Raw genomic sequence first — 21,929 nt, forward strand, 5'->3', positions numbered from 1 at the left:
GTTATATTACTCCTGTAAATATCTTGAAATAAGCATGTTTTTTAGGAATAATGAATTAGGAGTAAGTAGTCCATTTGTCATTTTTTAATAGAGTTATAAAAATATAAGTAAAATTTCCATAATACTTACATGTCAAAAATTACAATTTATAGGACTTTTTTATTAATTTTTGGTTTTTATCCAATAATTAACATTGTCGAATAATGAATGCGGTTTAGGGAAAACTAGTAAAACTGACCTAAAGAGTATTACCCGAAAAATGCAAAAAAACCGTTATCAGAGATGACAACAGTTTTTTTGCATTTTTGTTTATCGTTATTTACTATCTTCTTTGCTTCCATCACAGTAAGATGTGACAACTGCTGCCATAGCTTTCGCACTAATGATAAGACTTTTCTCATCAATATCGAATTTAGGATGATGATGTGGATAGGCTTCACCTGACTCAGGAGCCGCACCGACATAGAAGAAGCATCCTGGCACTTTTTCAAGATAATAAGCAAAGTCTTCGGATGGTGGCTGTGGCGGTGTTTCCAAAACAGCTTCAACTTCTGGAATAGATGCTTGTTCTAGAGCTTGATGTACATGTTCGGTTACTTCAGGGTCATTATATAGAACGGGGTAGTCATTCTTATATTCAAGAATAGACTTTACTCCATAAGAAGCTTCTAATCCTTCCGCAAAAGCACGCACACCTGTTTCTATGATATCTCGCGTCTCAGAAGACATGGACCGGACATCGCCTTCAATGGTCACGGCATCTTTAATGACATTGAATGTCCCTTTTCCATCAAAATTACCAATGGTAACGGAAGCCGTATCAAATGGGTTGATGCGGCGGCTAACGATTGTTTGTACATTCATGACGAATGAACTTGCTGCCACAATTGCATCATTTGCCAAGTGAGGGGACGATCCATGTCCACCTTTACCTTGAACAACTAATTTGAAATAAGATCGGCCTGTTTGTGTATTCCCGCTTCTATAATAAATATGACCTGTTTTCATTGTAGACATGACATGGATCCCAATGATTGCATCTACGCCATCAAGAACCCCCGCATTAATCATGCCGATTGCTCCACCTGGAGGAGCTTCTTCTGCTGGTTGATGAATGACTCTTATCGTCCCTTTTAATTGATCTTTAAACTCAGCTAATGTCTCGGTTAATACCAACATATAGGCTGTATGACCATCATGGCCACAAGCATGCATGACTCCTTCGTTTTTCGATGCAAAAGGAAGTCCCGTTTCTTCCTTGATTGGCAAGGCGTCAAAATCAGCACGAATGGCAATCGTTTTTCCCGGCTTGGAACCTTTAATGGTTACAACGATTCCACGCTGACCTCCGAAATTAGTCTCTACTGAATCCACTGGTACTTCTTTATAAAAATCTGCTATATATTTAGCTGTTTGTTCTTCTTGGAAAGAAAGTTCCGGATGTTCATGAAGATAGCGGCGAATATCTATTATACGGTCTTTTTTATCATCTAACTTTTTCATTAATTCACTCAGTAGCATTTGTCTATTCCCCTTTTTTAGTGACTAGGCTCTGGTTCTGGTTGACCAGGAGTTGGTATTTTTAGTTTTCTTGGTGTTTTTTCATTTCCTGTTTTTCCAGCATCCCCTGGTACCAAAAATATAATGGAAAGAATAGAAAGAACTCCGAAAATAACGTTTACGATAATCCCGGCTGATGCGGCCATTTCCAAACTTCCGGCTGCGGAAATGGCCCCATAAACAGTTGCTGATATCGAAACGCCGAACGCTCCGCCAAGAGAACTTGCCATTTTGTAAACCCCGGCAGCTGCTCCAACTTTATCTGAAGGTGCATTAGAGACTGAAGTATCCGTTGATGGAGTCGCATACAAACCAAGTCCAAGTCCGAATAGAACAAAACCAATGAAAACGGCTACTGTATATGGGAAATCAGGTAAGAAAGTGAGACCCATTAATGCTACACCAACAGTCGTGATGAGGGCTCCCCAAACCATTGGCTTTTTTGCGCCAATTCTCTGTAAAATTTTCTCTCCAACGCGAATCATCGCTAATACCACAACTAAATAACCAAGGGAAAGCATGCCTGATTGAAGAGCACTGAAGCCTCTGCCTACTTGAACATAAGTATTTGCCACGACAAGTGTTCCAGCAATTGCGTTTAACAGGAAATTGGAAATTGTCGCACCAGAATATGGTTTGTTTTTAAAAATTGAAAAGTCAATAAGAGCAATATCTTTACCTTTTTCAATTTTGATGAAAACCATAATTCCAATAATTGTTACAACTGCCAGAACGATTGTAATGAAGCTTGTCCAGCCTAAAGCAGATCCATAAGTAATAAATATGTTCAATGCAACCATAGTAATAATAAAAACGATTAACCCAGAGTAATCGAATTTAAAAGCACCTGTTGATTCACCTTTACTTTCTGGCGTATCTTTAATGAGCCACATACCAAGTAAAGAGAATATAATAGAAAAGATGAAAATCCATTTCCAGCCCATATACGTTGCGATGGCACCCCCTGCGAAGGAAGCTGCTCCTGAGCCGCCCCAAGATCCGATGGACCAGTAACTTAAAGCACGCTGACGTTCTGCACCTTCAAAATAAGCTTTCATGAGAGCGATTGTGGCAGGCATAATACATGCTGCTGATAATCCTTGAAGTACACGACCAATGATCAGTAAAACAGCTCCTTGTGTTAATACAAGGCACAGGGAGCCGATAACACTTAGGATTAACCCGATATAGGTCATTTTTTTTCGACCAATTTTGTCTCCTAGCCCTCCAGCAGCAACGATGAATAATCCAGAGAATAATGCACTTAAACTTATGGCAATGTTTAATGTGCCAAGTGAAATGCCTAAATCTTTTTGAACAGCCGGAACTACATTGACCATCGACTGTGCAAATAGCCAAAACGCAATAACCCCAAATACAATACCGATAATCATTTTATTTGTACCTTTATAACTAGTTGCTTCCATAGTTTTTCCTCCTAATATTAGGATCATAAAGTGGCTCTAGCATAAGCTGAATTTTTTGGTTCACATTTAATATTTGAGATTTACTGCAAAATTATCATAAAATGATATATAAAAATGCAATAATCCTTAGCTTTGCTAAAGAAACTTCTTTCTTGGAAAAAGGAGACAGCCTAGGGTTATCCAATCTTTATAAGATGGATATTGCGATAAATAGATGTTTTTTTTTAAAATAAAAAATCACACTGCTTTATACTTTGCAGTGTGATTTTATCTTATTCCCCTACTATTTTTGCATCCTTCAATATTTCTTCAGTTAATGTAATTCCTTGAAGCTCAGCTGCCTTTTTATTAATGACTAGCTCTAAGTTTTCAGGGAAGCCAACTGGGATCTCACTTGGCTTTTTACCGTTTAAAATGTCTAATGCCATTTTTCCAGTAGAATAGCCAAGGTCATGATAGTCTAGCCCGTATGAAGCAAATGCTCCACGCTTTACGGAATCGCCTTCTCCAACAAACATTGGAATTTTCTTCTCATTTGCTACTGTGATAACAGATTCAAGAGCTGATACAACTGTGTTGTCCTTTGGAATATAGAATACGTCTGCTCTTCCGACTAAAGATTCAGCAGCCTGCTTAACTTCTGAGCTTGTAGATACAGATGTTTCTACAGCTTCTAGTCCTATTTCTGCAATAACCTTCTTTGCGTTTTCTACGTTAACGACTGAGTTTGGTTCACCTGAGTTGTAGATAATCCCAACTTTTTTAGCATCAGGGATGAATTTTTTAATAGCATTGATTGTATTTTTGATAGCGTCTGGATGTGTATCGGATGTACCCGATACATTTCCGCCTGGATTTTCAAAGCTTTCAACTAGTTTCGCGCCAACTGGATCTGTAATCGCTGTAAAGAGAATTGGGATTTCGTTAGTAGATTGGACAACTGCTTGTGCACTAGCAGTTGCAATTGCTAGAATGACATCGTTTTGATCAGCCACAAGGTTTTGTGCGATAGACATATTATTATTCATATCACCTTGGGCATTCTGATAATCAAGCTTCAGATTTTTTCCTTCCTCATACCCAGCATCCTTAATTGCTGCTACAAAACCTTCTCGAGCTGCATCTAGTGATGGATGTTCTACTAGCTGAATAATTCCAACTTTAACTGTTTTCTCTGCTTCTTTACTGCCGCCGCCATCCGAGCTGCTACTATTGCTGTTGCTACTGCTACTACTACTGCTGCCCCCACTGCTGTTAGAACCACAAGCCGCAAGCACGAGCAACGTACAGCATACTAGGGTCATCCAAATTTTTTTCATGCCATTCCTCTCCTCTACTCTACTTGATCTTATTAAACACCGGTTTCAAGTATTAATAATTGTTAATATTTCGATAATACCATGTCTATCTACTTATAAACAACTGAAAATTACAAAAATCTTTTAGGCTTTAAAGGGGTAAAAAATAGAGTAATAAAAAACACCTCTGTTTAAACAAAGATGTTAGTTTAGGTTATTTTAGCCAATGATCGGGAAACTTTAAGGAAGGAGGTAATTTTGTGTGCCTATCACCATTAGCCGAATTCACCTGTGCTTGAGTGAGAAATAGGCTTCCTGTCACATTAGCACCGCTTAAATCAGCATCTCTTAAGTCGGCGCCGATAAAATCAGTCCATCTCAAATCTGCTTGTCGGAGGTCAGCGGCTATGAGCAAAGCCCCCCGTAAATTAGATCCTCTCAGGTTGGCACCTTTTAGCTTTGCACCAATAAGATCTTTTCCTCTGATCCATTTATTTGGCTTTGGATTTTTTGAAGTTTTTGCACGAACTTGTTCACTTGTACGCAGAAGCAGCTCATTAATAAGTGCTCGATGAGCTGTTACATCTATGTCTAAAATAGACTTCGAATTTAGATAGGTAAGGTTTTCGGTTTTTTCAATGGCTGTTTGTAATTCATCGTAGATGGAGCTGGTTTCTTCTAAACGAATTGCTTCATATAAGTAATAAAGCATTTCATGAAGCTGCTGCATGATCGGAAATACGTCAAACATTTCTTTAGCTAGAGCCGGCTTGCCCCGCCATTCATTTCCGCCATATGTCACCTGAGAGACCTTTTGCCCAGCACCAAAACATTCATAAACAGTGCAGCCTCGAAACCCATTTTCTCTTAGATTGCTATGAATACTACAACGATAATCTGATTGTAGATTGGGACAAGGAGTACCCCCATCTTTATTATTTGCAAAATCTGCACACTTTGCATAAGGCAAAGCCACACAGCATAATGCAAAGCAATTTTCACAGTCTGCTTTTAAGCTTTTGTCATTCTTTAATAAATTAGACAAGACATACACTTCCTTAGAAACGATTAATATTCCCAAGATTGTATAGGATAAATGAGATTGGGAACGCAGCAGTCTATTGTTACTAATGAGATGATCCGTTCGTGAATCGTTAGGCGTAAGAACGTAAAGCGTAAGGCGGTTCCGTTCGCTTCACCAGTTGTAAAATGTTTAAATACTTTGTTACCCACAAAGCAATGGGTCGCTAACACTTCCCAACTCATTTGGTGCATAAGCACCCATGAAGGTATTGACACAATACCCTCAAAGCTGCTCACGCCTCTAAATATTTACTTGCAAGTGGAACATCGATTTCAACAGTATAATTAACTCTATCAATTTTGCTAGACAGCAATTCCACTTGGCGTGATTGTTTATCAGATTGTTTTTTGAATTCAGCTGGATCAAATAAAGCAATTTGTTCCATTATGGCACCTGAATGGCGGTGAACTGTGAATTCGCGCTTTTTAGTTGTCGCAAGGGTTTTGAGAAGATTAAGACGTTCCCGCAGCTGCTTTGCAGTTTCAATCGCACGAATCATTGAAATGGAACAGCCATCCCATTCAACCAAATTACTTAAATTAGCTTGTTGGACGATTTCTTTCAATTCCAGTAAATCGGACTGAACCTCAGATAATTCTTTCAAAACATCTTCCACTGATCGTTCAAATGGAGTGTAAGTCTCTCCTTTTGGAACCTCAATTACGTGAACAGTGAAAAACTCACCTTGCAATTCATTGACCTTTCTATGCAGACTAGAAAGTAAATTAATCGCCTGTGCTAATGTAATTTTCATTTAATCCACCCTTTCTTTAGAATATTCATATTATGTACAAGAGTTTTCTACGAATGATAGATGATCACTTTTCTTATTCATTTTTTATATTATTGATTTTAACCCATTTATCTACTAAAGTTCTCGAAAAATGATTTGATTTCCTGTTTATTTTTCAACATAATAACCGTTTTAGAATCTCTGGCTTGAAATTCCTGAATTCGCTCAACCATTTTTTTCTTTCGTGGACTATAAGTGGTCAATATAAATTTGATAAAATCCCAATCTATTTTTTCCTTGCATCCCTTTCCCATATCCGGACGGGTCCTTCCTATGTTCTTTATCCATCTTTTCAAAACACGGTACAAACAGATATGCAGTGGAAGTTCTAAGTAAATGATTGTATCTGCTCGTTCCGTACGAACGCCAAAGGTCGGCGTGTAGTTTCCTTCTATTATCCACTGATCTTGATTGACGATTTCCTGCTGAGCCTCCGAAAATTCCTCTATCGAAGCTTGTACCCAATTAGGTTTCCAAAAGAAGGCATCTAAATGATAAACATTAATATCCAGTACTTCCCCTAACTTACGTGCAAAGGTTGATTTACCTACCCCGGAAGAAACACCAATCACCATAATGCGTTTCACAACTAATTAGCCCCCCTTTGCCTTTGCCTTTATCTTATCCGAATCATCATTAGGACCTTAATCTAATTCCAATATAAACCAAGTGAGCACCAGCAGATAGCACTTCTTTTAACTCCATTCCACATACTTTCGTCCTTCGATAATCCAATAAGGGAAAAAAAGTCGCCCATTTGGACGGCTTTTTGTTCAAGGTAATAAGCACATTACATCATAATGGTAAATTTATATTATTCTTTAAATAATTTTTTATTGAATTGGTTGATAGAGTTTTGATTTAGTCAATCAATCCTAAAAAGTTTTTACCAAGTATATATTCCTTTTGGTTATCAGGAATTTGAAGCAAATCAATCCAACTTTTCTTTGCCGAATAGTCATATTTATTAAACTTTTCCATTCCATATGGTCCATCGCAACCAAAAAGAACTTTACGATATCCTAAAGATTCCACTGCCTTCTTTACAATAGATGGATTAAGATAATCACTTGATGTGTCAACAAATACATTCGGTTGATCCTTAATGTATTTCCATAGTTTTTTCCAAAATGGAAGACCGGCGTGGGCATAAATTAATTTAAGTTTAGGGTAATTTTCAGGTAAATATTTATAGGATTCTGGTTCTGAAGATAGATGAATAATCATAGGTATGCCTTTTGATTCACACATAGCCGCAACTGGATCAAGTGCCTTAATACTATATTCATGCATGAACGGATGTGCTTTCACTCCAATAAAACTAGGTTTATTAAGATATAATTCTACTTCTTCCATTGATTCAGGAATCATTGGATTCACTGCTACCCAGCCTAGAAACCGGTCTGGAAATCTATCAATTGCAGCAGCAACAATATCATTGCTCGGCTTGGTAAAAATCTTGTATGACTTGCCGTAAAGTTTCAAATAGCCACCTTTTACTAGACCATCATAAATTTCGAGCCCAATTTGAGGTGCATTTAATATTAGATACCGGACTAAGCGTTGTAAAATTCGTTGAAAAGTGCTATCCAATTCGAACATTGTTTCGTTCATGGGAGCAATTAGTGCTGTTTTAGTTACATCATTTTTATCCATACCCTCTATCATTTTTTCTAAAGTCAGCATTGTTTCATCCACATGAAAATGGCAATCAACAATCATATTAATCCTCCATTTCAACATAGAATCTGGTCGATAAGATTACCTACTTTTATAAGTTAAAATTTATGAAATTTTTCGCTTGATTAGACTTACTTAATTTGCTAATACAACTGAGGAAGGTTCTTAAAAAATTCGAGGTGTTTTTTTTGAAAAGCACTGAAATTAAAGAGGCGGCTTTAAAATATTTTACAATTCGTTTAGCATTTCGGTATAAGACATAACCATAATGCTAATCTCTGGATTGACTTTTTATCACGATTATTTCTTTACCCCTTCTAAAATTCCTCCTCTATATCATTATAATTCTTCAGAAATAAAGAAAAGGCTTCCCGTAAGTTTACTCAACTCCTGGAAAACCTCTTGTTTTTATGTTCCTTTGAATTATTTTCTTTTGAAATGGCATTATAATTTTTCAGTTTTGAAAATGGTTTTTTCTTTTTTATGTACTTTTCATTAAGTACAATCACTTTTCCGTTTTCAGCAGTATTGTATTTTCGATATACAAATTTATATTTTTCAAATGCAAGGTGCCCCAAAATATAAATGGGTAAGATCATGAATAGGAGAATGACTATCTGCAGCATCCAATTGAATCCATTCCCACTGAAATAAATAGTCATTACAGCATTTACTACAAAAGCAGCCATTAAGATAATAATCACATTACATATATGAAAAGCGAACACATCTTTTTCTTCCCCGAACATCCGCTCTAGTTCAGACTTGATATAAAGTGTAACAAATATTGAAATCACAATGGCAATAAGGGTAACAAAATATGTAAGAACAGTGGACATTTTTTTCCGATCCCTTCACTTTCATAAATCCCCTAATATGAATGATATCACCATTGTAACACAAGAATTGAAAAAGAAGCTTATACACAATGCTTTATCCTCTATTGCTTTTTATACCCATCGATTTGATAGAGACTATTGAACATACGAATAAGAGCGTCTTAATAGGATAGAAAAAAGCTTTCAATTATAATGATGACTAGAATGCAAATAATTCTGCAGGAAAGTAGGACAATATATGCTATTTTATGTAATTGCAATCCTCGTTATTGTGATGGACCAGCTTTCTAAATATCTAATTCGTATTTACATTGACATTAATGAAAGATTTACATTGTGGGGAATACAATTCACACATATCGAAAATAGTGGGATGGCAGGAGGTTTATTTCAAGGCTATGCACGGCTCTTCGGAGTTGTCGCTGTGTTGTTCGTGATAGGTGTTTTATATTTTCGCAGAACTGGAGAATTTAATGGTGCTCTCATCGATAGTAGTTTTGGATTCCTAGTCGGAGGAGCCATTGGAAATGGCATTGATAGATTTTTATTCGGGCAGGTGACAGATTTTATCATTCGCTCTGGTGGAATTCTTAATTTGGCCGACCATGCTATCGAGATAGGGGTGTTACTGCTAATTATTTATGGAGTCATTAGCTGGTTGAGAAAAAGTAATAGATTCTCTTGGTAAAATGGAAATGGGTGCCTGACCCCATATAGCAATACCGTATTTGGGGTCAGAACTTTTTCAATCACCCTTCACGTTCCTTGTGGACGAGAGAATTTTTAAAACAACTCCCGTGCCAATAATCGATAAACATCTAGACGCTTCTCTTGTGAATGAGGAATGCTACAAATCATCGCTTCATCAAATCCATAGTGAGATTGCTCTTCTTGTAACAATGTTGCGATTTCATTTACTGCGCCCACTAAATGAATTTTACGATTTTCTTTAATGATCATGTGATCCATTTCCGTCAATGGATAATCACGGGCTTCTTCTGGTGTTAAAACTGACCCGATCCTGCCCCTCATAAACTGTAATCGCCAAATATCTTGAGGCTTTGCTTCAAATTCAGCTTCTTCTTTTGTTTCAGCTGTTGTCACCATATAAGAAACATTGATTTGCGGTTTCTCCATAAAAGCTGAAGGTTGAAAATTCCTTTTGTATGTATCTAAAATCTCTTTCGTCATTTCGCCATTGAAAAACTGTGCAAAGGAATAGCCTACACCTCTACGTCCAGCTTGAACAGCGCTATTGCCAGTCGACCCCAACAGCCAAGCTTCTGGCAAAATAACTTGGGAAGGTGTTGCGATTGTTTTATTATATAAGTCATCTTCGGGTACTTCATCGTTAATCAACTGCAGTGCTGTATCAAATTTTTCATACATATTATTTACCATTGGTTGGCGCCCTTCAGATAAAGCATAAATGGAATAGTTATCCCCTCCAGGAGCTCGACCAATACCAAAATCAATGCGGCCAGGTGAAAATGCACTTAACGTTTTAAACACCTCAGCTAGTTTCAATGGGGAATAATGCATCAACATCACTCCCCCGGTTCCGATACGAATATTTTTGGTTTTTGCAGCCAAATGTGCTGCCGACACTTCAGGAGCTGAACTTGCAAAAGTTGTGGTCGCATGATGTTCTGCCATCCACATTCGATAATAGCCTAATCCATCTCCTAAAACAGCCAATTCTTCCGCCTTTTTCAAAGCATCGGTAGCCGTATTCCCGCTTGTAATGGGGGCTTGATCCAATATACTTAATCTCATCCTATGAAACATCCTTTCTACTCGTTTATCCTATCAGCATATCGACTTTTTTGTCAGTCTGTCTATTTAAACTCATAAATTGTCGATATTTCCCCGGAAATTTGTTGAAATTTGAAATATATTGATTTCTTTTAATTGATTAGGTCGAGGGGGAAATTTTCAAAAGTATGAGATATCGCAATCTCTATTTCATTGGTTGCTTCTAATCTTTCTTTTTGATGATTCACGAAGTCTTTGGTTGTATCGTCTTAGGGACTTGTTCGAATCGGGTAACGCTATAAGCGATCCGTTGTCTGATCGAACAAAGATACGCGGTTTGCTCTCTTTTAAGAACTTATATTCTTTCCACTCAAAAATGTGGCCATACTTTTGAATAGTGGGTGTCATGGAATAAAATGCTCGTTCATTCGATGTATATTATGTCACATATGAAATTCCCTTTTCTACAAGATGAAGGTTCTGAGGATTTTTTTGAAAGAGTATATCGCCCAGCGATACGAATCAAAAAAAGAACTGACCAGTTCCTTTCTTGAGGAACACTATTAAGGACATGATGAACTGTTGGAGCTGGGAAACCTTTATTTTAAACTTACACATATCGTTAATCAGCTGGATATCACTTCACAAGTGACTGAGAGTTTATTGGTTCATTCTAATCATTTTTTGTTGATTCATAAGGACTTTAGCTGTATCGTCTAGGAACTTGTCCGTATCGCGTAGCGCTATAAGCACTCCAATGTCAGATTGAACAAAGATACGTCAATCGCCATCTTTCAAAAACTCATATCCATTTCGCTCTAAGATTTGGCAATACTTTCGAACAGTGGGAGTAGCAATCCCAACTTCTTCATCCAGAATGCCCGTTCATTAGGTTGTATATCATCGCTTATCGGACCTCCTTTTCTATTAAATATGAAGTTTTTTAGATTTATTTGCAAATTATATCGCCCAGCGATACGAAACAAACCTTTTTAAAAGTCTATGACTTATGAGAAGCTTCTTTTTTTGGTAAGGCGTTATTACATCATGCCACCCTTTAGGATGTTTTTTCCTATCCGTTCACATAGTCGTAATGTATTAGGCAATAAAAAGCTATAAAAATGACAGTAGCTTTTATAAATGTAAAAAGAGCCCAATTACGCAAGTAGAGGCTCTTTATTTTTATTCCGTATTGTGTTAAAGCCCCCGATTGCAAAACTGGCCTCCACCTCTTAGATAGGCATGACGAAGGAATCAAAGGGCAAATAGACCCATTAAGACATAGGAGCGAAAGCCTCCAGGAGTGGCGTGGAGAATGTGTATCATATAGTAAATCATGGAGTTTTATAATACTCCCTTGTTTAACTATGCCTTCACTTGCATATATCGTATCTGTCTCCCCTTGATTTAGTTCACTACTAATTATCAAGTTGTATGAAATCCTGCGAATAAGCGAGTATTCGGGAGAAAGTCGTTATTTTATTGAGGGTGTTTAAGTACAACTTTTTATATTACGAATGTATGGTATCTGTATCTCTTGGTTTCTCCAAAATTGATATAATTTTACAATTTTTTTACACTACTATTTTAAATAGAATGCTATTCTAGTATCGACAGGCAGTCGGTCGATAACGAGGGGTGTGAAAATGAGAGTTGTCAAAAAGGCTAAGGAACGCAGGAACGAAATACTGGATGCTGCAGATGAGCTTTTCGGTCAAAAAGGATTTGACGGGACAACGACAAAGGATATTCTTGATAAGGTTGGAATTGCGCGTGGAACGCTTTACTATCATTTTAAGTCGAAAGAGGATCTTATGGATGCGTTGATTGAACGCTATAATGACCATCTTTTAGGCGTAGCAAAGGAAATTTCCAAGGACAAACGCATCCCCATAATCGAGCGTATCGTTCTCGTTGTAATGTCTATGAACCTAAGGGATGGAAGCAATAAGGAAATAATGGAGCACATTCATAAGCCACAGAATGCTCTTATGCATCAGAAAATACAAAAGGTCATTATTAACGGAATTACGCCAATTATGACGGAAATAATCCAAGATGGCATTGAACAGGGGATGTTCCAAACACCGTACCCATACGAGTGTATGGAAATGGTTGTGACCTATATGAATACCGTTTTTGATGATGATATGGTTGAAATGACGGCCGAGGAGCGTGCTTCACGGATTCATGCGTTTATTTTCAATGCAGAAAGACTTATCGGAGCTGAAAGTGGAAGTTTAATGGAAGTTATCCAGATGTTTGGCGGCGAAGAATAGAGCTCAGAATTCATTATTGATAATAGGCAAAAAGCATAAAACAGAGGTGACTTATGTATAACAGAATAATTCGCAACGACATGTTAAAGAGCAAAGCAATAACACTGACTACCATGATATTTGTCGCTGCAGCAGCTATGCTTGTTTCACTCGCAGCGATTCTCGTTATCAATCTGACGGGAGCGCTGGATACACTTATGAAAAAGGCTGAAACGCCACATTTTATGCAGATGCATTCGGGTGAAATCGATTTCGATCGGCTTACATCCTTTGCTGAGCAAAATAACACCATCGAAGAATATCAGGTAGTTGAGTTTCTAGGCATTGACGGCTCTCAGATTATTTTAGGCGATAATTCGCTTACGAATAGTGTTCAGGATAACGGCTTCAGCATACAGAATCAAAAATTCGATTATCTTCTTGATCTTAATGGCAACATCATCAACGTATCTGACGGCGAGATTTATGTTCCAGTGGCTTATATGAAGGACAATACTACAAAGGTCGGTGACAAGGCCGTAATAAGCGGGAAGGAATTTACTGTTGCGGGATTTCTCCGTGATTCGACCATGAATTCATCACTCTCCGCATCGAAGCGATTTCTTGTAAGCAGCAAGGATTTCGCAGAAATAAAAGACCTTGGAAGTATTGAGTATTTGATTGAGTTTAGATTAAAGGATTACTCAAGCGTCGGCGAATTTGAAACAGCTTACGCTTCCGCAGGTCTTGAAGCCAACGGACCAACGGTTACCTTTATGCTTTTCAAAACGATGAACGCCATTTCAGACGGGATGATGATTGCAGTTATTTTTCTTGTAAGCGCACTTGTCGTTGCAATTGCATTTATGAGCATACGCTTTACCCTCCTTGCGAAAATTGAAGATGACTACCGTGAAATTGGTGTTATGAAAGCAATAGGGCTTCGTCTTTCCGACATAAAGAAGATTTATCTTGCGAAATATGCAGCTATTGCAGCGGCAGGTAGTATTCTTGGGTTTATTCTTTCGCTTATGCTCCAAGGTATGCTTCTTGAAAATATACGGCTTTATATGGGCGAAAGCGAAAATTCTTCTTTTGCCTTAGTTTTAGGAATCATTGGCATATTACTTGTATTTCTTGCAATTGTTACTTATGTAAACTTAGTTTTGAAACGCTTTCGAAAAATTTCCGCTGCGGAGGCTATACGTTTTGGTACTTCACAGGAAAAGAAAGCTGGTGTTAAGCGTTTTACCTTAATTAGAAACAGACTGTTTAGCACGAATATTTTTCTAGGAATTAAGGATGTTCTCGCAAGAAAAAGACTTTACGCCACAATGCTTGTGGTACTGGTGATTTCAGCCTTTATTATTATTGTTCCACAGAACCTATACAACACGATTTCCTCAAAAAGCTTCATTCAATATATGGGGATTGGGAACTACGATCTGCGCATTCAGACCAATAACCTTGATAAAACCGGTGAAATTGTAAAGACGATTGAAAACGACAGGGACGTTTCAAAATATGCTGTTCTGACAACAAAGATTTTTAAAGTAAAAACGAGTAATGGGTCAGAGGAAAACATAAAAGTTGAACTCGGTGACCATTCGGCATTTCCTATAGAGTATTCTGAGGGCAGAGCGCCTACTACAGAAAACGAAATCTCACTATCGACTATAAATGCTGATGAGATGAGCAAAAAGGTCGGTGATGTCATTACGCTGGTAATGGAAGGAAAGGAGCGAGATTTCACGGTAAGTGGAATTTATTCCGATGTTACCAATGGTGGCAAAACCGCAAAGGCAATATTCACCGACAATTCGGCGAATGTCATGTGGACCATTGTCTGTGTTGAACTTTCAGATAAATCCCTCGTTGACAGTAAGGTTGTAGGATACTCGGAAGAATTTGATTTTGCAAAGACTTCAGATATCGATGAATTTGTTTTGCAGACCCTCGGCTCGACAATAAGTTCCGTCAAAACGGCTTCCTACGCAGCAATTGCGGTTGCACTGGTCATAGCGGTACTGGTTACATTGTTGTTCATGAAAATGCTTGTTGCCAAGGATAGATATTCCATTGCCGTTATGAAGGCGTTCGGTTTTACAAACTCTGATATTAAGGTGCAATATGTTTCCCGTTCGGTTTTCGTTTTGATTGTCGGAATTGTTCTTGGCACACTTCTGGCAAATACAGTCGGAGAAATGCTTGCGGGTGCAGTAATCTCCTCGTTTGGAGCATCAACGTTTAACTTTGCAGTCAATCCGCTATCTGCGTATCTGATAAGTCCATTGATGATGATATGCGTGGTGCTTATTGCAACAGTGATTGGCACAACACGTGCAGGGCAAATAAAAATATCCGAAAATATAAAGGAGTGAGGATATGAATAAGATTATTATTGGTGATTACATAGTTAAATCCTTCGGAGTGGGAGATGAGCAACGAAATGTTCTCGATGGAGTGTCTGTAGAAATAAAGGAGGGCGAGTTCGTTTCGGTTATGGGACCTTCTGGCTCTGGAAAATCGACACTAATGTTTGCACTAAGTGGGATGGATGGTATTAATAGCGGAAAAGTTGTTTTTGACAACAAAGATTTATCGGCAATCGGGGAGAAGCAGCTTTCAGATATACGCCGAACAGAAATGGGATTTATTTTTCAGCAGCCGACTATGCTAAAAAACCTAAACATTCTTGACAATATCATCCTTCCGTCAATAAAGGGCAATAGAAAGAACACCGTAAAAATTTTGAAAAAGGCAAGAAACCTTATGGAAAGAGTAGGTATTTCAGAGCTTGAAAAGCGTGATATTACCCAGGTTTCGGGAGGACAGCTTCAGCGTGCGGGAATATGTCGAGCACTTATGAACAATCCGAAAATCATCTTTGGAGATGAGCCTACAGGGGCGCTCAACTCGAAGTCTGCTCAGGAGATTATGGATATTTTATCCGAGATTAACTCAGATGGTACTTCAGTTATGCTTGTGACCCATGATGCAAAGGTTGCAGCAAGGACGGAACGTATTATGTTTATGCGTGACGGAAATATCGTAAGCGAAATGAAACTGCCAAAATTTGATGGTTTGGATATAGATGGCAGGGTCGAGAAGGTAACAGCGAAAATGTTGGAAATAGGAATATAAGCTTTTAAAAGATGTTTGTGGTCTTCACTGAACCACAAACGTCTTTTTGCATTTCGCTAGCACGGAATCAATATTTGTGTATGAAGCAAGTACATGAATCATTAAATTACTAAAAAACTCAGAGAGAAACAAACGGTAAATGTTTTAAAATGTAAGAATGAGTTAACGAAGGCTTACAAGCTATAACCAACCTAGGAGTGTACAAAAATTAAAAAAAAAGACTTTAAAGCATTATTTTTTATTATCCAAGACAATTCCCTCTAACACTTATGTTTTACAATCTACTATATTTTAAATTCAGATGTTATTTAGGCAACTGGAATCGTTATTTGATTAACCTGCCCCGTTTGTTCGTATCGGGTAACGATATAAGCGATCCGTTTTCTGATTGAACAAGGATACGCGGTTTGCTCTCTTTTAAGAATTTATATCCATTCCACTCTAAAATGTGGCCATACTTTTGAATAGTGGGTGTTGCAATCACACTTCCTTGGAAGAGAATGCTCGTTCATTCGATGTATATTATGTCACATATCAGACTTCCTTTTCTTCAAGATGAAGGTTCTGGGGAATTTATTGAAAGAGTATATCGCCCAGCGATACGAATCAAAAAAAGAGCTGACCAGCTCATTTCTTGAGGAACACTATAAGGACATGATGAACTGTTGGAGTCGAGAAACTTCACAAGTGGCTGAGAGTTCATTGGTTCATTCTAATCATTCTTTTTGTTGATTCATAAGGACTTTAGCTGTATCGTCTAGGGACTTGTCCATATCGGGTAACGCTATAAGTACTCCGATGTCGGATTGAACAAAGAAACGCGGATTGCTCTCTTTTTAGAACTCATATCCATTTCGCTCTAAAATGTGGCAACTACTTTTGGGACTATGGGTGTTTCATTCCCACTTCATTTTCACATTTACGCTTAAAAACCTTAAACAGGCACCTTATTTTCGGAATATGGAGAAAAGCCCTCCCCATTTTTCTTTAGGTTTTTGTATCGCTTCTTCTAAACGTTTATTAAAATCATTTTGTGAATTCCATTCTTTTTTCTGTTCGTCCCGCATATTTTGTATTTCTTTTTGTAAGAGTTCAGATTTTTGTTTTTCTTGTTGCAGCATTGTTTCGTAAAGGATTTTTTGTTGTTCAGTTAATTTTTCAATTTTAGCATTAGTTTTTTGCGCTGAATTTCCAATGCTAGAACTAATAACATGATGATCTTGCTGCAGTCGGGAAACCTTTGTTTTAAGCTCTGACATATCGTTCGTCAGTTGAACATTCATTTCACGTGTAGCTGCGAGTTCATTGACTAAAAACGTTAAGACCTCTTTTAATTGATTGGGGTCATGAGGTGAATTTTCATATGTATCGGTTATCGCAATCTCTGTTTCATGCGATCCTTCTAATCTTTCTTTTTGTTGATTCACAAGGTATTTAGCTGTATCGTCTAGCGGCTTGTCCGTATCGCGTAACGCTATAAGCACTTCGATGTCAGATTGAACAAAGATACGTCGATCTCCATCTTTCAAAAACTCATATCCATTCCGCTCTAAGATTTGGCCATACTTTCGAACAGTGGGTGTTGCTATCCCAACTTCTTCTGCCACTTCCTTGGATGAGAAAGCTCGTTCATTCGGTTGTATATCACGTCGCATATCGGACCTCCTTTCCTATTAAATATGAAGGTTTTTAGATTTATTTGCAAGTTATATCGCCCAGCGATACGAAGCAAAAAGAGCTGATCTACACCCTTTTTAAAGAATCCTAACTCATCTTCTTAATTCTAAGCTTGTTATTTGTGTATTAGAAAGCAGTGTTAGCTGGTCCATCATGTATTCCTTGCTGTAGCTGAAATTTGATTTTATCCAATAGTGAAATAGGCTAAGTGTTGCCTTTGTTTGATAATGGATAAAAATATCATAATTTAGATTGTCTTGCGGTGATTTCGTTTCTATATAGATTTTTTCTGTAAATATTTGATGGAATAATTTTTCTAGCCGCTTCTCAAAGTCCCTGTGACTCATGGATAAAGCGTAGAATGCTTGCTTATGATCTTCAAAATATTGAAAAATCACTTCAGTTGTCGGCGTTAGCCTGTCGATGTTTATTTTATTTTGATGATGAAAAGCACGCAAAATAGCATTTTCAAAGCCAGCTAAGAGCTCGAAAAGCATTTCCTCTAGAAAATCCTCCTTATTTGAAAAATGTGTATAAAATGTCGCCCGATTAATGTCAGCCTCATCTGTAATCATTGATACGGTAATTTCATGTTCTTCATAATTTTTCATCAGTTGGAGGTAAGCATTTTGCAAGGCTGTCCTTGTTCGCTGCACTCTTCTATCCTGCTTCATGAACATCCTCCTTACAAATAATCAACAATTCTATTATAACTGTTGTTTAAACATCATTAAAATGATTTGTGTTTATCGGCTTTTCTCCTCTAAATGATACAGTAAATATGAGAGACAAGCCTTTTTATGATTTTGTGAAAAGGCTTACTGATACTAGGAGGGGTTTGAAATGGCAGAAAAAATGAAAGCAGCCGTTTGGTATGGAAATAAAGATGTTCGTGTAGAGGAAAGAGATGTCAAGCCAGTTAAAGACAATGATGTTAAAATCAAAGTCAGCTGGTCTGGTATTTGTGGAACAGATTTACATGAATATGAAATTGGACCTATACTTGTTCAGGTTGACAAGCCAAATCCTCTAACAGGAGAAAAGGCACCACTCGTATTAGGGCATGAATTTTCAGGTGTTGTTGAAGAAGTAGGTAAAAACGTAGAAAAGTTCAAAAAAGGTGATCGAGTTGTTGTGAATCCTGTCGTTACTTCAGGCAACCATTCACCGGAAATAGATAGATACTATCAGTTTTATTCTGCGGGACTTCATACAGATGGTTCCTTTGCTGAATATTTTGTAGCAAATGAAGATAATGTAGTTCCAGTTCCAGATAGCATATCCCTGGAAAAAGCTGCATTAGTAGAACCACTTTCTGTAGCTGCTCAAGCGGTGAAGGAAGCAGAAGTTAAGGAAGGGGACTCAGTAGCTGTATTTGGTGCTGGTCCAATCGGTCTATTCACAATCGTTGCAGCCAAAGCAGCTGGTGCCAAGGATATTTTAGCATTTGATTTGTCTGATGAGCGTTTAGCAAAGGCAAAAGAGGTTGGAGCGACTGAAGTATTAAATACGAAAGAAAATGATGCTGTTGCCTTTATTAAAGAAAGATATCCAAATGGTGTAGATGCATCACTTGAGGTTGCAGGTGTGAAACCGACATTTGATTCAGCAATCAGATCTACAAAACCTAAAGGAAATGTTGTTGTTGTAGCCATCCATGCGCGTGATTTTGAATTTAACCCCATCACATTAATGACATCCGGGGTAAAATTATCGTCTTCCCTTGGCTATGAACATGAAACATTTAAAAAATCAATTGAAATTTTAAGTGATGACCATAACAATGTTGAGCCAATCATGACGAAGAAAATTAAGCTGGATGATATCGTTGAAGAAGGATTCCATACTTTGTCTAGTGACCTGTCACAAGCCAAAATCCTTGTTGAAATCGGTGGGGAAAAATAATAAAAGCAATATCAAAAGCTGCGTGAGAAAATATTCTCCGCAGCCTTTTTAATAGAATGAATTTTACGATTTTCTTTAATGATCATGCGATCCATTTCTGTCAAAATTCACAAGGTCTTTAGTTTTATCGTCTAGGAAACTTGTCCGTATCGGGTAACGATATAAGCACTCCGATGTCGGATAGTACAAAGATACGCGGTTTGCTCTCTTTTAAGAACTCATATCCGTTTCACTTTACAATAAATTAACATAAAATTCATTGTGTTTTTTCAAAAGTCTTGCCATCCCCTATTGCATTAGTCCTAATTTCACTTTGCTTCTTATATAAACCATTAAAAACATACCAATTATTCATACAATATTTAGAGCCAATTACTCATTTTTTTTAGTTTTCTAGAACATTTACATTTTCATAACCTTCAATTTACACACCCTACTTATACTTTAAGAGAAATTAAGAGATTAAACAAAAATCGGAGGATTGAAAATGAAAAAAGCAAAATATGTCGCTCCATTATTAAGTTTAGCAGTTTTATTTCCTACAGCTGCGAATGTATTAGCAGATTCTAATAAAAACATTCCAGTGGAAAAAGTAGAGTTTATTGGAATGGCTGCACCTGACACGAATGAAGAACGTTCCAAAATGTACAGTGAAGCATCTGTTAAGGTTACATACAAAAATGGTACTCAAGAAACCCTACCGCTAGAGTATAAATCCTTGTTTACACCTGGCGATGAAATTAACGGAAAAATCGCAGGTGCAACATATGATGCAAATGGAAATATGATTACAAAATCTGATGGTACACCTTATATTTCTTCATCTCCAGATAGCAATACTCTTTTAGAAGTAAATGGAAAATTATATATGGTGAATCATTATGAAAGTTTACCTTCGAATCATGTGGGAAACATGCCGGAAACAATGATGTTAAATACAATCGAACAAAATAAAGAAACTGGGGAATTAACGGTAACAGATATGATTCCAATTGATTTTTCAGCTGATGGTGGAATTTGGACTCCATGTGCGGGTTCTTTATCTCCTTGGAATACACATTTAGGAAGTGAAGAATATGAGCCTGACGCTAGAGCTCATGAGGCAAACCCTGAAAAGTCTTCCGTTACTCAGTTTGCACGTAATTACTATCAAGATCCAACAGCCATCGGTAATCCTTATCTTTATGGCTATGTTCCGGAAGTCTCAATTGATAATAAAGGAAAAACTACTGCTGTAAAACACTATAGCATGGGGCGTCTTTCCATTGAAAATGTAAAAGTAGCACCAGATAATCGCACTGTTTATTTTGGAGATGATGGCAGCTATACGATGGCATTTATGTATATTGCTGATAAAGCTAAAGATTTATCGGCAGGAACTTTATATGCGGCAAAATGGATTCAAACAGGTGAAGAAAATGGTGGATCTGCGAAGTTAGAATGGATTAAATTAGGACATGCCACTGATCAAGAAATTAAAGAATTAGCACAAAGCACTAAATTCAGCGATATGTTTGAGACGACTACAGATGCGGAATACGCAAAAGCAAATGGATTCACAAGAACAAAAGCAGGTGGCAGAGATGAGTGGATAAAGGTTAAACCTGGAATGGAAAAAGCAGCAGCCTTCCTAGAATCCCGCCGTTATGGGGCCATCCAAGGAGCAACCGCTGAATTCAACAAAATGGAAACAGTCGAAATGAATAAGGCAGATAATAAAATATATATGACCATGTCTACAATTAGCGGCGGAATGTTAGCTAACCCTAATGATCCTACTGATGATATTCAAGTCCCTAAAATCAACGCTGGTGGAATCTATGAAATGAATTTAGCTGAAAATCAAAAAGACCGAGATGGGAATAAAATTAACAGTAAATATGTAGCAAATGAAATGGCTGGTCTGATAATGGGAGAAGACCTTTTTGTAAAAGATGCGGATGGCAACAAAGCAAACGTTGATAAAATTGCTAACCCTGATAACATTGTATACTCTGAAAAAATGAGAACTTTATTTATTGCTGAAGATAGCGGCAATCATGTCAACAACTTTGGCTGGGCATATGATGTTGATACTAAGAAATTGTCACGTATTCTTTCCGCTCCAGATGGCGGAGAAGTAACAGGAATCCAAGCAATTGATAACTTAGATGGTTTTACTTATTTAATGGCTGGTTCTCAAAATCCAGGTAATGTAGGTTATATTTCTGGCCTGCCCGCTCTAGGTAATAATGGAAAAGATATAAAAGATAATAATTAACTTTCTATTAATATCATTTTTATGGAAACCTATCTAACTTTTATAGATAGGTTTCCATTTTTTAATAACATCCATGAGTTAATAAAACTGAATAAGCAAATTTCAACCAATAGAAAAGACTAAGATTGAGGTACGATCTTCCAATCGGTCACCCCATGAAGAGAAAACGATCCTTGTTTTACAACAGATCTGTTCATACCAAAGAGATTCAACATGCAGGGCATACGGACATTAGTACAACAAAACAAT

The 21,929-nt window shown here is 37.4% G+C and carries 17 protein-coding genes; 6 read left to right on the forward strand and 11 right to left on the reverse strand.

The window, feature by feature from the left end:
* Positions 1–315 precede the first annotated feature (315 nt).
* The 8 genes from V7127_RS01720 to V7127_RS01755 form a co-directional block, all read right to left on the reverse strand.
* A complete protein-coding gene (locus V7127_RS01720) occupies positions 316–1,521 on the reverse strand; it encodes a M20 family metallopeptidase (RefSeq protein ID WP_335483072.1) in 1,206 nt (401 codons plus the stop codon).
* A 17-nt stretch (positions 1,522–1,538) separates the two neighbouring features.
* On the reverse strand, positions 1,539–2,987 hold the full coding sequence (locus V7127_RS01725; RefSeq protein ID WP_335346207.1) for an MFS transporter: 1,449 nt from the start codon (positions 2,985–2,987) through the stop codon (positions 1,539–1,541).
* 272 nt (positions 2,988–3,259) lie between these two features.
* On the reverse strand, positions 3,260–4,306 hold the full coding sequence (locus tag V7127_RS01730; protein ID WP_335483073.1) for an ABC transporter substrate-binding protein: 1,047 nt from the start codon (positions 4,304–4,306) through the stop codon (positions 3,260–3,262).
* A gap of 193 nt (positions 4,307–4,499) precedes the next feature.
* Positions 4,500–5,330, reverse strand: a complete 831-nt coding sequence (locus tag V7127_RS01735; RefSeq protein ID WP_335483075.1) for a pentapeptide repeat-containing protein — start codon at positions 5,328–5,330, stop codon at positions 4,500–4,502.
* A 271-nt stretch (positions 5,331–5,601) separates the two neighbouring features.
* On the reverse strand, positions 5,602–6,123 hold the full coding sequence (locus V7127_RS01740) for a DIP1984 family protein (RefSeq protein ID WP_335483077.1): 522 nt from the start codon (positions 6,121–6,123) through the stop codon (positions 5,602–5,604).
* 107 nt (positions 6,124–6,230) lie between these two features.
* Positions 6,231–6,749, reverse strand: a complete 519-nt coding sequence (locus V7127_RS01745) for a topology modulation protein (RefSeq protein ID WP_335346203.1) — start codon at positions 6,747–6,749, stop codon at positions 6,231–6,233.
* 274 nt (positions 6,750–7,023) lie between these two features.
* Complete coding sequence (locus V7127_RS01750; RefSeq protein WP_335346202.1) at positions 7,024–7,884, reverse strand: amidohydrolase family protein; 861 nt, start codon at positions 7,882–7,884, stop codon at positions 7,024–7,026.
* A gap of 341 nt (positions 7,885–8,225) precedes the next feature.
* A complete protein-coding gene (locus tag V7127_RS01755) occupies positions 8,226–8,546 on the reverse strand; it encodes a hypothetical protein (RefSeq protein ID WP_335483079.1) in 321 nt (106 codons plus the stop codon).
* A 373-nt stretch (positions 8,547–8,919) separates the two neighbouring features.
* On the opposite strand from V7127_RS01755, the gene lspA reads away from it, so the two are divergent.
* On the forward strand, positions 8,920–9,369 hold the full coding sequence (gene lspA, locus V7127_RS01760; RefSeq protein WP_335346200.1) for a signal peptidase II: 450 nt from the start codon (positions 8,920–8,922) through the stop codon (positions 9,367–9,369).
* A 95-nt stretch (positions 9,370–9,464) separates the two neighbouring features.
* Here lspA and V7127_RS01765 read toward each other — a convergent pair whose 3' ends face one another.
* Positions 9,465–10,457, reverse strand: coding sequence for an LLM class flavin-dependent oxidoreductase (locus V7127_RS01765; RefSeq protein ID WP_335353563.1), 993 nt, complete (start codon positions 10,455–10,457; stop codon positions 9,465–9,467).
* A gap of 1,625 nt (positions 10,458–12,082) precedes the next feature.
* On the opposite strand from V7127_RS01765, the gene V7127_RS01770 reads away from it, so the two are divergent.
* Genes V7127_RS01770 through V7127_RS01780 form a run of 3 tightly spaced genes read left to right on the forward strand, consistent with a single transcriptional unit; the run spans position 12,083 to position 15,838 of the window.
* Positions 12,083–12,715, forward strand: coding sequence for a TetR/AcrR family transcriptional regulator (locus V7127_RS01770; RefSeq protein WP_335483080.1), 633 nt, complete (start codon positions 12,083–12,085; stop codon positions 12,713–12,715).
* Positions 12,716–12,768: 53 nt separating this feature from the next.
* Positions 12,769–15,075: an ABC transporter permease gene (locus V7127_RS01775; protein WP_335483081.1), complete on the forward strand. Its 2,307-nt coding sequence runs from the start codon at positions 12,769–12,771 to the stop codon at positions 15,073–15,075.
* 4 nt (positions 15,076–15,079) lie between these two features.
* On the forward strand, positions 15,080–15,838 hold the full coding sequence (locus tag V7127_RS01780; protein ID WP_335483082.1) for an ABC transporter ATP-binding protein: 759 nt from the start codon (positions 15,080–15,082) through the stop codon (positions 15,836–15,838).
* 947 nt (positions 15,839–16,785) lie between these two features.
* Here the strand turns inward: V7127_RS01780 and V7127_RS01785 are convergent.
* Together V7127_RS01785 and V7127_RS01790 are read right to left on the reverse strand one after the other, a co-directional pair.
* Positions 16,786–17,493: a hypothetical protein gene (locus V7127_RS01785; RefSeq protein ID WP_335483084.1), complete on the reverse strand. Its 708-nt coding sequence runs from the start codon at positions 17,491–17,493 to the stop codon at positions 16,786–16,788.
* 114 nt (positions 17,494–17,607) lie between these two features.
* Positions 17,608–18,189 carry a TetR/AcrR family transcriptional regulator gene (locus V7127_RS01790; RefSeq protein ID WP_335483086.1) on the reverse strand — a complete coding sequence of 194 codons (582 nt, stop codon included), beginning with the start codon at positions 18,187–18,189 and terminating at the stop codon, positions 17,608–17,610.
* Positions 18,190–18,370: 181 nt separating this feature from the next.
* Between V7127_RS01790 and V7127_RS01795 the strand changes: the two genes are divergently transcribed.
* Both V7127_RS01795 and V7127_RS01800 read left to right on the forward strand, forming a co-directional pair.
* Positions 18,371–19,420: a 2,3-butanediol dehydrogenase gene (locus V7127_RS01795; RefSeq protein WP_335483122.1), complete on the forward strand. Its 1,050-nt coding sequence runs from the start codon at positions 18,371–18,373 to the stop codon at positions 19,418–19,420.
* A 487-nt stretch (positions 19,421–19,907) separates the two neighbouring features.
* Complete coding sequence (locus V7127_RS01800; RefSeq protein WP_335483088.1) at positions 19,908–21,680, forward strand: PhoX family protein; 1,773 nt, start codon at positions 19,908–19,910, stop codon at positions 21,678–21,680.
* The last annotated feature ends 249 nt before the right edge of the window (positions 21,681–21,929 follow it).

Source organism: Bacillus sp. JJ1773, from assembly GCF_036962035.1.
Lineage (GTDB): Bacteria > Bacillota > Bacilli > Bacillales > Cytobacillaceae > Cytobacillus.